This is a genomic window from Enterococcus sp. C46, assembly GCF_040887565.1.
Lineage (GTDB): Bacteria > Bacillota > Bacilli > Lactobacillales > Enterococcaceae > Enterococcus_B > Enterococcus_B lactis.
This window is the reverse complement of the sequence record NZ_JBFOGA010000001.1, coordinates 387,455-402,509: the sequence shown is the minus strand read 5'-3', so window position 1 is coordinate 402,509 and position 15,055 is coordinate 387,455. Positions and strand designations below refer to the sequence as shown.

14 protein-coding genes are annotated in these 15,055 nt (G+C 37.6%); 13 read left to right on the top strand and 1 reads right to left on the bottom strand.

The annotated features are described in order from the left end of the window. Nucleotides 1-4 precede the first annotated feature (4 nt). The 8 genes from AB3I27_RS01990 (at nt 5) to AB3I27_RS01955 (ending at nt 7,997) form a co-directional block, all read left to right on the top strand. On the top strand, nt 5-817 hold the full coding sequence (locus AB3I27_RS01990) for a PTS system mannose/fructose/sorbose family transporter subunit IID (protein WP_002309306.1): 813 nt from the start codon (nt 5-7) through the stop codon (nt 815-817). A 52-nt stretch (nt 818-869) separates the two neighbouring features. Continuing rightward, nucleotides 870-1,847: an SIS domain-containing protein gene (locus tag AB3I27_RS01985; RefSeq protein ID WP_104760139.1), complete on the top strand. Its 978-nt coding sequence runs from the start codon at nt 870-872 to the stop codon at nt 1,845-1,847. A gap of 105 nt (nt 1,848-1,952) precedes the next feature. Further along, nucleotides 1,953-4,682, top strand: coding sequence for a sigma 54-interacting transcriptional regulator (locus tag AB3I27_RS01980; protein WP_002316245.1), 2,730 nt, complete (start codon nt 1,953-1,955; stop codon nt 4,680-4,682). Between the two features lie 11 nt (nt 4,683-4,693). Continuing rightward, a complete protein-coding gene (locus AB3I27_RS01975) occupies nt 4,694-5,329 on the top strand; it encodes an HAD family phosphatase (RefSeq protein WP_002309302.1) in 636 nt (211 codons plus the stop codon). Between the two features lie 76 nt (nt 5,330-5,405). Then, nucleotides 5,406-5,684, top strand: coding sequence for a hypothetical protein (locus AB3I27_RS01970; RefSeq protein ID WP_073357538.1), 279 nt, complete (start codon nt 5,406-5,408; stop codon nt 5,682-5,684). 37 nt (nt 5,685-5,721) lie between these two features. Continuing rightward, a complete protein-coding gene (locus AB3I27_RS01965) occupies nt 5,722-6,363 on the top strand; it encodes a YfbR-like 5'-deoxynucleotidase (protein WP_002288886.1) in 642 nt (213 codons plus the stop codon). A 42-nt stretch (nt 6,364-6,405) separates the two neighbouring features. Continuing rightward, nucleotides 6,406-7,098, top strand: a complete 693-nt coding sequence (locus tag AB3I27_RS01960) for a carbonic anhydrase family protein (protein WP_002316248.1) — start codon at nt 6,406-6,408, stop codon at nt 7,096-7,098. Then, nucleotides 7,095-7,997: a LysR family transcriptional regulator gene (locus AB3I27_RS01955; protein WP_002372451.1), complete on the top strand. Its 903-nt coding sequence runs from the start codon at nt 7,095-7,097 to the stop codon at nt 7,995-7,997. The genes AB3I27_RS01960 and AB3I27_RS01955 overlap by 4 nt, the downstream gene beginning before the upstream one ends. A gap of 181 nt (nt 7,998-8,178) precedes the next feature. Here AB3I27_RS01955 and efbA read toward each other — a convergent pair whose 3' ends face one another. Beyond that, nucleotides 8,179-9,885 carry a fibronectin-binding protein EfbA gene (gene efbA / locus AB3I27_RS01950; protein ID WP_002313779.1) on the bottom strand — a complete coding sequence of 569 codons (1,707 nt, stop codon included), beginning with the start codon at nt 9,883-9,885 and terminating at the stop codon, nt 8,179-8,181. Between the two features lie 188 nt (nt 9,886-10,073). Here efbA and AB3I27_RS01945 point away from each other — a divergent pair, with 188 nt between their 5' ends. The 5 genes from AB3I27_RS01945 (at nt 10,074) to aroE (ending at nt 14,980) form a co-directional block, all read left to right on the top strand. After that, the gene (locus AB3I27_RS01945) at nt 10,074-10,697 is read left to right on the top strand and encodes a hypothetical protein (protein ID WP_002309297.1); all 624 of its coding nucleotides are present in this window, start codon (nt 10,074-10,076) and stop codon (nt 10,695-10,697) included. A gap of 448 nt (nt 10,698-11,145) precedes the next feature. Next, nucleotides 11,146-12,195, top strand: coding sequence for a tryptophan ABC transporter substrate-binding protein (gene trpX, locus AB3I27_RS01940; RefSeq protein WP_104760140.1), 1,050 nt, complete (start codon nt 11,146-11,148; stop codon nt 12,193-12,195). Further along, on the top strand, nt 12,192-13,073 hold the full coding sequence (locus AB3I27_RS01935; RefSeq protein ID WP_002309295.1) for an ABC transporter permease: 882 nt from the start codon (nt 12,192-12,194) through the stop codon (nt 13,071-13,073). The genes trpX and AB3I27_RS01935 overlap by 4 nt, the downstream gene beginning before the upstream one ends. 2 nt (nt 13,074-13,075) lie before the next feature. Continuing rightward, nucleotides 13,076-13,846 carry an ABC transporter ATP-binding protein gene (locus AB3I27_RS01930; RefSeq protein WP_002309294.1) on the top strand — a complete coding sequence of 257 codons (771 nt, stop codon included), beginning with the start codon at nt 13,076-13,078 and terminating at the stop codon, nt 13,844-13,846. A 279-nt stretch (nt 13,847-14,125) separates the two neighbouring features. Next, the gene (gene aroE, locus AB3I27_RS01925; protein WP_104760141.1) at nt 14,126-14,980 is read left to right on the top strand and encodes a shikimate dehydrogenase; all 855 of its coding nucleotides are present in this window, start codon (nt 14,126-14,128) and stop codon (nt 14,978-14,980) included. Nucleotides 14,981-15,055: the final 75 nt, after the last annotated feature.

Here is a 15,055-nt window from a genome sequence, read left to right as displayed (position 1 = left end):
TTTTATGACTAAGAAAGATCAAAATAGTTGGAAGTATTGGCAATTTTTCTGGCGTTCGTGGGCAATACAAGCTTCGTGGAATTACGAACGACAAATGAATATGGGATTTATGTATGGTATTGCACCAATCATCGATAAAATCTATGACAAGCCAGAAGACAAACAAAAGAAAATCGATGCTTATGAGCGGCACATGGCTTACTACAATTGTACGCCGCAAACAAGTTCATTCGTTTTAGGACTAACAGCATCTATGGAAGAACAATATGCCGAAGATCAAGAGAATTTCAATCCGGAAACCATCAGTGCTTTGAAGACTTCGCTTATGGGCCCTTTGTCAGGAATCGGAGACTCTTTCTTCCAAGGAACCATACGTGTTTTGGCCTTTGGCTTTGGAATCAATCTCGCTCAGCAAGGTAGTATCTTAGGCCCTATCTTGGCCATTATCATCTCCTTCATTCCGTCCTTTTTCGTTACATATTATGGCGGAAAAATTGGTTATAATACTGGGAATAAATATTTAGCGAAACTGTATCAAGAAGGTTTGATGGATAAAGTGATGTATGTTTGTACGATTATCGGTTTGATGGTCATTGGAGCCATGATTGCTAGTATGATTGGGATCACCACGCCGCTAAGATTCGGCAAGGCGTTTGTTTTACAGGATGTTTTAGATAATATCATGCCCCAGTTGATTCCTTTAGGGCTGACGTTTTTTATGTATTGGTTGTTGCAAAAGAAAGTTCGGACCGGTTTGATGCTCACTATTTGTATCGCTGGTGGTGTTTTACTAAGTTTATGCGGGATTTTTAATTAAGGGACCAACCTAATTTAGGTTAAAAATAAATAGTATGAGGAGGAATTCAAACATGAATTCAACATTAAGTCCAAAAGATATCGTCAAAGAAATCATCGCGAACAAAGAGGTGGAGTCCATCGTATTTGTCGGCTGTGGTGCATCGAAAGCAGATCTATATCCAGCAAAATATTTTTTAGAACAAAACGCAAACAAATTACGTATCAGCCACTTTACGGCAAATGAATTCAATTATGCGACACCTCGCTCGATCAACGATCATACTGTAGTTATTTCAGCTTCATTGGGAGGTACGACTCCTGAAACTGTTCAAGCTAACGCAGTAGCGAAAGAACAAGGTGCCACAGTTATTAGTTTAACACATAGCGTAGATTCTCCGTTAACGAAAGACGCAGACTATGTGATTTATCATCGTTTCACAGAAGATTACGCAGCAAAACTAGAAAAAACAGGTTACTGCTTAGAACTTGCAGTTGAACTACTAAATCAGATCGAAGGGTATAAAGACTACGATAAGATGATGGATGGTTTCGACAAAATTTATGATTTGTCGCAAGAAAGTGCAAAGGGAGCACGTCTACAAGCAAAAAAATTCGCCGAACGTTTCAAAAATGAAAAGGTGATATATGTTATGAGTTCAGGAGCGACTCATGAAGTTGCGTATTCCACTTCTATTTGTTTAATGATGGAGATGCAATGGATTCACTCTGGTACTTTCCATTCTGGTGAATTTTTCCATGGTCCATTTGAAATCACGGACAAAGACGTACCATTTATCTTATTGATGAATGATGGTCGTACGCGTCAAATGGATGCCCGAGCACTGACTTTTTTGAATCGTTTCGATGCAAAAATAGAAATCGTAGATGCACTGGATTGGGGACTGTCTGCCCACATTGTGAAAGAGGTTCTTGATTACTTCAATCCATTCGTCATCACAGCAGTATTCCGCGTCTATGCAGAAGAATTAGCTGAAGTACGCCAGCATCCACTGACAAAGCGTCGTTATATGTGGAAATTAGAGTATTAAACTAGAGCTGAGGCCAAGTGCCTCGGCTTTTCTTCCCTTGCATTGAGAAGGGTTTCTTATTCTCGTACAATTGATTGAGCAAGAGTAAATTGGGTGGTGTTGATCATGAACAAAAAAGTAGAAAAATATTTAAAAGAGCTGACAAAAAATTACAGTGAGCATCATGCAGAAGATTTTTCAGCTTTATCAATTAGCGAAAATGTCGGTTTGAATCGAAGTACAACAAGCTTCTACTTAAATCAAGGAATGAAAGAAGGAGTATTGGTCAAGGTCAAGAGTTACCCCGTCTCTTTTTTACATGTTGAAGCTTTAGCTGAACTTGGCATTTTTCACAGAGAATCTGAATATGAAACTTGGGAAGACTTATTTGCAGCAGAAAAAGCCAATGCATTAGAAACGGTGATTGGAGCAAATGGCAGCTTAAGAGAAGCAGTTGATCAAATAAAAACAGCAGTACTTTATCCTGGGAATGGGTTACCTATTCTTTTATCGGGCAATAGCGGTTCAGGAAAAACATTTTTAGCAGAAAAAATCTATGAATATGCTGTAGCAGAAAAGGTCATCCCAAAAGATGCTCCGTTTATCTCTTATAATTGTGCCCAATATTTCAACAATCCTGAACTCTTGTCTTCTGCTTTGTTTGGCCATGTCAAAGGAGCATTTACCGGAGCAGAAAAAGAACATATTGGATTGATAGAAAAAGCTGATAATGGCGTATTATTTTTGGATGAGGTTCACCGCTTAAGTGATGAAGGGCAAGAAAAGCTTTTTACATTTATGGATACAGGAGAAATTTCACCGATGGGGGACAATGCAATCAGACATAAAGCAAACGTCCGTATGATATTTGCAACAACTGAGAATGTCTATCAAACATTTTTGCCGACCTTTATTCGCCGTTTGCCAGTGATTGTCATGTTGCCGAATTATGAACGTCGTCCGCAATCAGAACGTATGCAACTGATAGACACATTTTTTATCAATGAAGCGAATATTTTGTCAAAACGCATCGATGTAAGTTATCAACTAGTGGACTTTTTGCTTAATAGTGACTTAGAAGGCAATGTAGGGAAGATAAAGAACATCGTGAAATATGTCTGCGGTAGTGCGTACGCCAAAAACCAAAATAGTCTGTCTATTCGAGTTCGTTTGAAGGATCTTCCAACTGAAAATACCATGCAGCTAAAAGAGCAGCTAAAAAAAACGATTAAAGCTTTACCAGACCGCCAATATTTGCCGCATACAGCTAACCAAGTCTTTTTAGAATCTTCAGAAGTCAGGCAAATCAGACAGTTATTTGAAAAAATAGTGCAAATGTATCAAAAAGTTGAAAAGCAAGAATTAATGATCAAAGATTTTATTGATCATACGGTAAATCGAATCAATCATTTGATGGACGAGTTTATTTTTAAAGATAGTTATTCGAAAGAAGAATCATTTTATTCTGTACTAACCTATCAGATACGAGAAACTTTTGATTGGATGCATGAAAACTACGGATTGGAACAAGATGGTAATCGTGTGATTGCCCTAGCACAGTATCTCTACCATAAAAACAACACAGATATGATTGCAGAAAATCATGAATGGCAAAGTGTCAAAGACAAGTTGTTAGAATTGGTTTCGAGTTCCATAGATACTTCTTATTGGTATGCTAAAAAAGTACTAGGACATATTTCTCGACAATTAGATCAAGATTTTAAAGAGGAAGATTTGATTTTTATTTCCTTTTATTTTCATGGGTTGCAGATCACGCTAGGAGAAAAGAAAATCAAGAGTATCATTTTAGCTCATGGTTATTCTACTGCTAGCAGTATGGCGAACGTAGGCAATCGGATACTGAAGCAGAATATCTTTCAAGCTTATGATATGCCAATCAATATCACGTTAGCTAAAGTAGAAGAACAAGTTATTCGCTTTATCAATGATCATCAAACGGACGCCGGGTTGATTTTATTAGTAGATATGGGGTCGTTGAACGAAATCGGAAAAAAGCTAGCAGATAAAATACGTGGTCCACTGCTGATTATCGATTATGTCTCTACGCCTCTTGTATTGGAGATTGGGCAGTTGATTCAAAGACAAATGTCTATCGCAGAAATCAGCCAAAAAATCGATATAGAAAACAAAGTAAAAAAACAACTAATACTACCAAAAAAAGAAAAAACACAGGCAATCTTAACTTGCTGTTACACCGGAATAGGTTCAGCTACTCAAATACAAGAGATTTTGGAATCTTGTTTAGAAAATCATTGCAAAGAATTGACGATTATTCCGTATGATTACAAAAAATTGCAAAAAAATAAAATGTATGAGGATCCTTTCCAAATATATGAAGTATTGATGATTGTAGGAACAGAAGATCCCAAAATCGAACAGGTTCCTTATATTGGTCTTGATCATTTAATTAACGGTGAAGATGTTGAGAAGTTCATTTCAATTCTACAAGATTATTTTGACATACGTGATAAAGATTTAAAAGAACAGCTGATGTTCAGTTTTTCAATTAATAAAATCATCGAAAATTTAACGATTTTGGACGCAACCAAACTGTTGCGTTTAGTGCAAAGTGCTGTATCCGTAGCTGAGGAAACCTTAGAGATCACTCTATCTAATAGTAAGTTGTTTTTACTATACCTACATTGCTGCTGTATGATTGAACGAATTTTAAGGAAAGAAAGTGTGGATGAACAAGAAGATATAGAGGAATATACGACTCAAGCAGGTGCAGAAATGGAACAGATCCATCGTGCCTTTTTCGAAATAGAGAGTGAGTATACTATCAAGATTTCCACGTTGGAATTACGATTGATTCATGAAATTATTTATGGATAGGAGGAAGGTTTGTGAATTTAGGCATGATTTTTGATATGGATGGTGTCTTAATTGACTCAGAAAATTTTTATTTTGATCGACGTATGCAATTTTTCAAAGAAAAAAACATCCTACCAGGTTCGACGAATAAGTTGGATTTCGTTGGACTGACAGAAAATGGGATTTGGGAAGTATTGGTCTCAGAAAAAGACCAACGAGCTGATCTTAGAAAAGAATACCTTGCGTACCGGGAAAAACATCCTATTGACTTTAAAATAGCACTGCGAAAGGGTGCGGAAGACATCTTGGATTATTTAAAAAAGAAAAGTATCAAAATTGCTCTTGCTTCTTCTTCTCCTCAAAGAGAAATCGACAAAATGCTGACACAGAATGCTTTAGCACCATACTTCGATTTTGTCATTTCAGGAGAAAAGCTATCTAAAAGCAAACCACATCCAGAAATTTATCAAATCGCAGTAAATGCATTGGATGGTAGACATTGCATTGCAGTAGAAGATTCTCCTGTTGGTATTGCGTCAGCAAAAGCAGCTAATTTATATACGATTGCATTAAAGCAAGATCTGCCCCTTGATCAGGCACAAGCAGATATCGTGATTGATGACTTGAACGATATCATTCAAATAATCGAAACTTACGATATAGATTGATTCAACTATCTGAAAAAGATTTAAATGCCCCGAAACTTCGTGAAATTTTTGAACAAGAATCTTAAGCATATAATTAATTGATTGTGAGAAAAAATGGCTATCAATCGATATAAAAACAATCCAAAAACTGATTGCGAAAAGCATCTTTTCATCAGATATGAAAAGAAACTTCTATCGTGATCAGTTTTTGATTTTTGCAAAATTTATTTTGCTAAGACTAATTAGCAGAGAAAAGAGAATAATCTCTTCTCTGCACTCTATTCTATCGAGAGTTTCTCTATTTTTTGGTAAGCGAGCTGTTGCGAAAATGGAAAAGAGCGGAAATGTTGCGAATGTCAGTTATTTAATGATATGATATTCGGAAAAAGAAATCTCAAAGGGAGGTAACTTTTATGGGATTGAATGAATTTATTTTAGGATTGAACAATTTAGAGACGATCACAAGGGCACCTGGTTTTTTTAAATATACGGAGCATACAGTCGCAGCACATTCGTATCGTGTAGCATCTATTGCGCAAGTTCTAGGAGATATTGAAGAAGCAAATGGGCAGCCAATCGATTGGAAACTGCTCTATGAAAAATCACTGAATCATGACTACACAGAACGTTTTATTGGTGATATCAAAACACCAGTGAAATATGCAAGCAAAGAATTAAGAGGGATGCTGCAAACAGTTGAAGAAAAGATGACGGACGAATTCATCAATCAAGAGATTCCAGCTGAGTTCCAAGAAGTTTATCGCCGTCGGTTGTTCGAGGGAAAAGATGAAACTGTAGAAGGAGAACTATTAGCCATTTCAGATAAGGTTGACCTTCTTTATGAGTCTTTTGATGAAATCATCAAAAATAATCCAGAAAAAGTTTACAAGGAGATGTTCATTGAGGCAGTGACGACTATCAAAAGCTTTGAACATCGGCCTTCTGTTCAGTATTTCTTTAAAGAGATATTTCCGGAACTATTGAACCAGGAATTTTATGGAAAAGAGGCGTTTTTAGAAACTGTCTCAACGATTGTAAAGAAAGAAGAAAAATAAAAACGATATGAGATGCAGGGGGAAGTATAGTTGAAAAAGAATATGGATGTCGAATGGGGCTATTCTGGAGACAGAGGTCCGGAAAATTGGGCGAATTTATGTGATTGGTTTGCGAGAGGTGCGGAATTTCCGTTGCAGTCACCTATTCATTTAACAAAAGGTGAAGAAATAAAAATGAAAGGAGAGACACTTTCGTTTCATTATCAAAAGCAACGCTTCACTGACAAGGAATTCAAAAATACGATTCATTTAGTACCTTTTGATCAACTCAGTTATGTAGAGTTCAAGAAAGAACGCTATTATTTGACAGATATTCATTTCCACTTACCATCAGAACATATCATCGACGGGAAACAGGAAGATATTGAGTTTCATTTTGTTCATATGAACAGCAAAAAAGAGAATCTGGTCGTGGGCGTCATGTATCAGTTAATGGAACAGGAAGGTTGGTTTTATAATCAAGAAAATGGAGAGAGATGGAATTTAGAAAAACATGAACACTGGGTAAATCCAGATGTCTTTTTTCCAGAGAAAAAAAGCCATTTTCATTATGTAGGTTCATTGACAACTCCACCTACCAGCGGACCAATCCAATGGTTTGTGATGGATCATGTAGAAAAATTGAACCAAGAGTTTCTTCTACCCTTCAAAGGGCAGTATGCACAGCCGAACAACCGACCAATTCAACCCTTGAATGGAAGAGAAATTTATTATTTTGAGGAGTTTGAGCAATGAATATTCAACAAATGAAATATGTGGTCGCTGTGGCAAATAATGGTAGTTTCAGAGAAGCTGCAAAGAAAATGTTTGTTTCACAACCAAGTCTTTCAGCTGGTATCAAAGAATTAGAGACCGAGTTAGGAATCACGCTATTTACTCGAACGAATCGAGGTGCATATTTAACAGAAGAAGGACAAGATTTCTTAAATCGTGCCGAAAAAATCTTGGTTCAGCTTGATACATTAGAAAGTCACTATCTAACGAGTGAAAAGAGAGAGAATTTTTCAATCGCTGCCCAGCATTATGATTTCTTAGGTCCTTTGACCGCACAGCTACTCGAGGAATTCAAAGATGAAATCAAACAATTTCGGATCATGGAGACGACGACGGCGAGAGTGATCGAAGAAGTCAAAGAGCAGCACAGTGAAATCGGCATTATTTATATGAACGAGCATAATCAAGCTGGTATCAGAAGATATTTGCAACAAGGAGAACTAAGTGGACGCAGCATTGGAAAATTTAAAACACACATTTTTTTAAGGCATGGACATCCGCTAGCTACACACGCAGAGATCACAAAAGAAGAATTGTTATCTTATCCTCAAGTTCGTTTTACACAGGATGGAAATAATTTTCCGTATTTTTATGAAGACCTTATCGAGATTCCTGATCAAGAAACAGTGATCTATACCAGTGATCGAGGGACTTTGATGAATATCGTTCTTGAAACTGATGCGTACGCTTCAGGGTCTGGTATTGTGATTGGAGGAATTCGTGAGCACTTGCGGTTAATTCCTTTAGCAGAAGGCGAGCTAAATGAATTTTATATCATTTATTCGGCAAAGCGCCCGCTCAGTGAAATCGCTCAAAGATTTATCAAAGAGCTTACTCGGTTACTGGACCAACAGAATTAAGAAAAGCAGACGGAACATCTGACTGATATTAAGTAGAAAGAACAGCCAAACAAAACAGTTTATTCGAAATAAGGGGTTGTGACACGAATTTTGTCACAACCCCTCTTTTTATAGAAAGCAATTTATAACTGATTGCTTTTATGAAAAAGTACGAAAATATGATTCTAAGAAAATACATTCATTACCCGTTTTGTTTCATAGCTATAATTTTCTCTTCTTCTGGTGTCACGATGACTGTTTTCTGATTTTCATAAATGACGTAACCAGGTTTGGCACCATTTGGCTTGCGGATATGCTTCACTTGTACAAGATCAACTGGTACTTGGGCAGAATATCGATATTTTGAAAAATAGGCAGCTAACTCGGCAGCTTCGGTAATTGTTTCATCTGAAGGTTGATCACTTTTGATGATGACGTGCGAACCAGGGATATTTTTTGCATGGAGCCAATAGTCGGTTTTCTTAGCTGTTTTCATTGTCAGCTGGTCATTTTGAAGGTTGTTTTTACCAACAAGAATGAGCGTTCCGTCAGAAGAAAAGTATTGATCAGGCTGAGATGGTTTCTTTTTCTTTTGTTTTTTCTGTGTCTTCTTTTTCAAATAGCCCTCAGCAGTCAATTCTTCTTTGATTGCTTCGATATCCATCGGACCGGCAATTTCCAGTTGAGACAAGACAGATTCAAGATATTGGATTTCATCTTTGGCTTCTTGGATTTGTTCGCCAATCAACTTAACGGCGTTCTTCAGCTTTTGGTATCGATGAAAATATTTCTGTGCATTTTGATTTGGCGTCAACGCCGGATCTAATGCTATTTTGATTGGCCGGTCTTCTTCATAATAATTAGGTAAAACAACTTCTTTTGCGCCACGTGGTACTTGTGTCAGAAAAGTAGTAAGTAGTTCGCCATCTCTACGGTAATTCTCAGCGTTTTCGGATTCTTTGAGTGTTTGTTCACGTTTTTTCAATTTATTTTTATTTCGTTTTAGTTCATTTTCGATTTTTCGGATCAGTTCTCCGCCTTGTTGTTTTGCCCGATCTTTCTCCGCTTTTTCGTGATAATAGCTATCTAATAATTGACTGAGTGTTGGATAAGTTGTCACAGCAGATGCTTGTTCGGAAAATACCTGATAAACAATCGGCGTAAAGAAATCTTTATTTGTCGTTTCGTAAAAAGTAGGGTCTGGGTGATTGATGATCGATGAGAAAAATTCGTCCCAAACAACCATTTTTTCATTAGGACGTTCAAGCAATCTCTTGGTCAGCTCTTGAGCAGTATCGAAACCGATTCCCTGAAACTGATATTGGATTGCTTTTGGTTCTAGTTCAGTTTGAGAAAGTCGCTGGAAGATTTTTTCTTTATCAGAGCTAAATGGGTTCAAGACCTCTTGTTTTGGCGGAGCAATGTATTCTACGCCGGGAAGCAAAGAACGATAAGTGTTTTGAGAGCTTCCTATGTGTTTGATCGCGTCCAATATTTTTCCAGTTTCTTGATTAACTAAGACGATCGTACTATGACGCCCCATTAATTCAACGATCAATATGATATTCTGTAAATCGCCCAACTCGTTGCGCTTAGCAAAGTGAAAATGGATCACTCGATCGTTTTCGATTTGTTCGATGCTTTCTAAAATAGCACCATCCAAATACTTTCGAAGCATCATCACGAAGTTAGGCGGATTATCAGGATTCTGATAATCGATTTGGGTAATCTGTACACGAGCATAACTAGGGTGCGCAGATAATAATAATCGATGGTTTTTGCCGCGTGAACGAATCACCAGCACGATTTCATTTTCATAAGGCTGATGGATTTTCGAGATCCGGCCAGATAGTAACGTTTCACGCAATTCGTTGACCATCGCATGGGTAAATACACCATCAAAGGACATGGTTCATTCCTCATTTCTTTTCATAAGTATATTCATTATAACGAAAAAAAGAAGAAAAACCAATTTGGCCGAATAGTGAAGCAAAAGTCTAGAAAAAATTGGACTAATTACATAAAAAACAGTGTTTTTATCGTTGAAATCCAAATTTTTAGGTATAATAAAAAATAGGAGAAAAAGTAGAAAAGAAGGTGTTTGTTATTTGGGAAGCAGTTAAATCGAGAGTACAAGAAATGAATGATCATTTCTCAGTGTCATTCGCAGAAAATCCAATTAAGTATTTTCGACGTCTTGTGTTTCTGCTCATCTTATCATTGCTACTAACAATTGCGATGTTTTTGTTGCCGGAAAAAATCCGAGAAGAGCAAGTAAATAGTCTCGTTTATTCATCCATACCAACCAGCAAATTAAAACCTTTTGATTACAGTCAAGCGGATCAGAAAATCAAACAAAGCCGAGCGATATCGGTGATGTTCAGCAAACCGAACGGGAAAACCTATCAGGATATGCTGGATGTCTTTAATGACCCTGAGCTTATGGAAGAATTGAATCGACCGATCTTTTATTATCCGATCGTTTATGATGTACATGAACTGGAACAAAAATATAACATACGAACGGATGAAGTGACATTTATTTTCTTTGATGGAGGAAAAGAAGCAAATCGGATAACTGCGGGTAAGGGAGGAATAACTGATTTTGATAAGGAGTTGATCCCTGAGCTGAATCGACTACCGTTAGCCAATATCAAACAATTAGAAGAAGAAATGGATAGAACAGGAACAGCTTCCCCAAATGCCGAGACTGCTAATTGAGTCGTTAACGTGATGAAATGGTGGCTCTATATAGCGCTATTTTTAATTATCAGAACAAGTGATGTTTGATCTTCAAAATAACAAATGAAAAAAATAAAAAATATAGTTGACGAAATTCAAAAATTCGATTAGACTTAAATCAATTCTTAAGGAAAGGGTGACCTGTAATGAACTTATCAAAACGTATTTCAGCAGAGAACAAAAAAAATTGGCGCAGCTGGCGTAGATAAGTTGTATTAATGGTGAAACTTTCCCATAGATACAACTTTTTAGAGTGCATTTCTAAAGCTTGTATCTATGCTAGACATGAACATTGACTGCCGCATAGATCCTATCTATGCGGTTTTTTGTGTAAAGACAATGACCGTTTTGGCCATTGTCTTTTTTTGTAGACTGGATACTTGCCTGATTTTAATAAATAAAAAGATTGACTTTGCAGGAGGAAAAAATGAAAAACAAACGTTTAATAACAGTTGTAGTAATTATTTTAGTTTATTTAGTAGGTGCATTTATTTATGGAAAAGCCTCAGGAGAAAAAGAAAGTACTTCGACGAACCAGACAAAAAAAACAACAGTTGTCGGGGTATTGCAATATGTGAGCCATCCGGCATTAAATGAGATTTATCGAGGGATCAAAGATGGTCTGAAAGAAGAAGGATTAAAAGAAGGAGAAAATCTTGAAATCAAATTTCAAAATGGACAAGCCGATCAGAGCAAGCTAGCCACAATGAGTCAACAGCTAGTACAATCCGATCCTGATGTTTTGATCGGAATCGCAACGCCTGCTGCTCAATCATTAGCAAACACGACTTCGTCGATTCCCGTTGTATTAGGTGCTGTAACGGATCCTGTGGGGGCTGGATTAGTTGGTTCTTTAGAGAAACCTGGTGGAAACGTGACAGGTGTTTCTGATCAGCCACCTGTTGCTTCACAAATCAAGCTTGCTTCTGATTTGCTGCCAAATGCAAAAAAAGTCGGGATCTTGTATGCTTCTTCGGAAGATAATTCAAAATACCAAGTAGCACAAGCGGAAGAAGCTGCAAAAAAAGAAGGGTTAGAAGCAGTAAAATATGCGGTGCCTTCCACTAATGAGATTGCACAAACGGTACAAGTGATGAGCCGACAAGTCGATTTTATCTATGTTCCATTAGACAATACGATTGCCAATGCTATGCAGACAGTGGTTAAAGAAGCGAATAAAGCAAATATCCCCGTCATTCCTTCTGTTGATACAATGGTAGAACAAGGCGGACTAGCAACAATCGGGATCAATCAATATCAATTAGGGCTTCAAAGCGGTAAGATGGCGGCAAAACTTGCGAGCGGAAAAGAAAAACCGGAAACGACACCTGTTTATATGTTTGATCAAGGGGATACAGTGATCAATCAATCTCAGGCTGATCACTTAGGAATCACTATTCCTCAATCGATGAAAGAAAAAGCCAAAATCATTACAGATGAGTCGCAACAAGAAACATCTAAGGAGGATGACAAATGATCGTATCAGCTATTTCACAAGGCATGCTTTGGGCAATATTAGGATTAGGGATTTTCATGACCTATCGGATCTTAGATTTTCCTGATATGACGACAGAAGGGTCCTTCCCATTAGGTGCTGCTGTCTGTGTGACAGCTATCACTCATGGGGTAGCACCGATTTTAGCTACGTTATTGGGCGTAGGTGCTGGTATGGTAGCAGGACTCATTACAGGGTTACTTTATACAAAAGGAAAGATACCGGTTATTCTAGCAGGGATTTTAGTGATGTCAGGATTGAACTCAGTTATTTTGTTTGTGATGCGAACACCAAATCTATCTTTATTGAATCATCCGATTCTACAAGACAGCTTTCATCGCTTTGGATTACCTGATTACTTTGACACAGTCCTTCTTGGCTTCATCTCTTTGGGCATCTTGATTGCTGTACTGCTATTCTTCTTCAATACAGATTTAGGTCAAGGCTATATTGCGACAGGAGACAACGAAACGATGGCTCGGTCGTTAGGGATAAAAACCGATCGTATGAAAATTTTAGGTTTGACTTTGTCGAACGGTGTCATTGCATTATCCGGTGCGCTGATTGCCCAGAATGACGGATATGCAGATGTAAATAAAGGGATTGGCGTGATCGTCATCGGTCTTGCTTCCATCATCATCGGTGAAGTGATTTTCCAAGAATTGACGCTAGCAGAAAGATTGATTGCTATTGTTGTCGGAAGTATCATTTATCAACTATTGATTTTAGTAGTAATCAAACTAGGGTTTGACACGACTTATCTGAAGTTGTTCTCCGCTATCATCTTAGCTATTTGTCTGATGATCCCGCAATTGAAGAAAGCACTGAACTTAAAAACGGGTTTTGAGAAGGAGGCATAGTAATGACAGATATATTGACAATCAAAAACGGCAGAAAAGTCGTAAACAATGGAATGAATGAAGAGAAAGTACTATTGGATGAAATCAACCTTACAATCAGAGAAGGGGACTTTATCACTGTTCTTGGCGGGAATGGTGCTGGAAAAAGCACACTGTTCAATACCATCGCTGGTACGCTTCAACTCAGTCAAGGATCGATCTCTTTTAAAGATCAGCTGATTACAAAAGATTCAGAAGAAAAAAGAGCACGATTCCTTTCTCGGGTTTTCCAAGACCCTAAGATGGGAACGGCTCCCCGGATGACTGTAGCAGAAAATCTGCTACTTGCACAAAAAAGAGGGCAAAAGCGGAAATTCCGTTTACGTAACTTGAAAAATCAAAAAGAAGATTTTTTCAGACTATGTCAAGAAGTCGGTAATGGCCTAGAACAACATTTGGATACTCCAGCAGGGGAATTATCTGGCGGTCAACGCCAAGCATTAAGTTTGCTGATGGCGACGATCACGGCTCCTGAATTACTGTTATTAGATGAACATACTGCCGCTTTAGATCCTAAAACAGCTAAAGCATTAATGCAGTTAACAAATCAGCGGATCAATGAACAAAAATTGACTTGTCTCATGATCACGCATCGAATGGAAGACGCCTTGAAATACGGAAATCGTCTGATCGTACTCCAAAAAGGAAAAATTGTTCAGGATCTTTCTGAAAAAGAAAAGCAACATTTGACAATGGGCGACCTTTTGCAGTTCTTTGAAGAAGTAGTAGATTGATTTCGACAGAAAGTCTCCTTTCAGTAGAAGGACTTGAAAACTCATTGACATCTTCCTTTGATTCATCCTATACTTAAAACAATAAATAATTGGAACATATTTGGGTGTTTTGTAGGATCACGTAGTCAATGATTTTAACAATTAAATAGAATATTCTTTGCTCTGACAAGTGAACGATGAGAAAAGAATTTGCTACTTTGCCACCTAGACGTTTCGTACTTTTTCGTATCAAACGCTAAGTGGCTTTTTTTATTGAAGTAAGAACAAAGGAGGAATAAGATGATTTCTGGACAAACCAAATTAGCTGGACTCTTTGCTGATCCAGCTTCTCACAGTTTATCTCCATTGATGCACAATACTGCTTTTGAAGCAAACAACATCGATGCGGTGTATTTAGCTTTCAAAGTAAACCCAATGAATTTGAAGCAAGCAGTCGAAAGTATACGAACTTTTGATATGTTAGGTGTGAACCTTTCGATGCCGAATAAAACAGCGGTTATTCCTTATCTGGATGAGGTAAGCCAGGAAGCACAATTGATTGGAGCAGTGAATACGATCGTGCACGAAAAAGGTCGTTTGATTGGCTATAATACCGATGGTGCGGGCTTCATGCAATCCGTACAAGAAGCTGGGATTTCGGTCAAAAAGAAAAAAGTGACTCTGCTGGGCGCTGGAGGGGCAGCAAAGGCAGTCACTGTTCAAGCGGCGTTAGACGGTGCTAAGGAAATTGTAGTTTATAAACGAAACAATCAAACATTCGCTCAAGTAAAAGAAACATTCGAACAACTCAGCTATCGAACTTCTTGTGAGATAAAAGTTCGTGATTTTGCCGATACGTATCAATTAAGAAAAGACTTGAAAGAAAGCTGCCTTCTAGTCAATGCAACAGATATCGGGATGGGAAAGAAAATCGATCAGTCACCGCTCTTAGATATAAACATGATGCATGAGAAACTAGCGGTTTTTGATTTGATTTATGCACCTAGAGAAACACGTTTATCAAAAGAAGCAAAAAAAGTAGGAGCAAAAGGATACAATGGACTTGGCATGTTGATCTACCAAGGAGCAATCGCGTTTGAATTATGGACAAAGGAAAAGATGCCGATCCATGTGATTGAAAAACTGTTTGATTAAAAAAGGATAATAGATAAAGATTTTTTATTCTCGCATAAACGGTCTCAAGAAAAGTAATTCTTTATGTATCGAAGC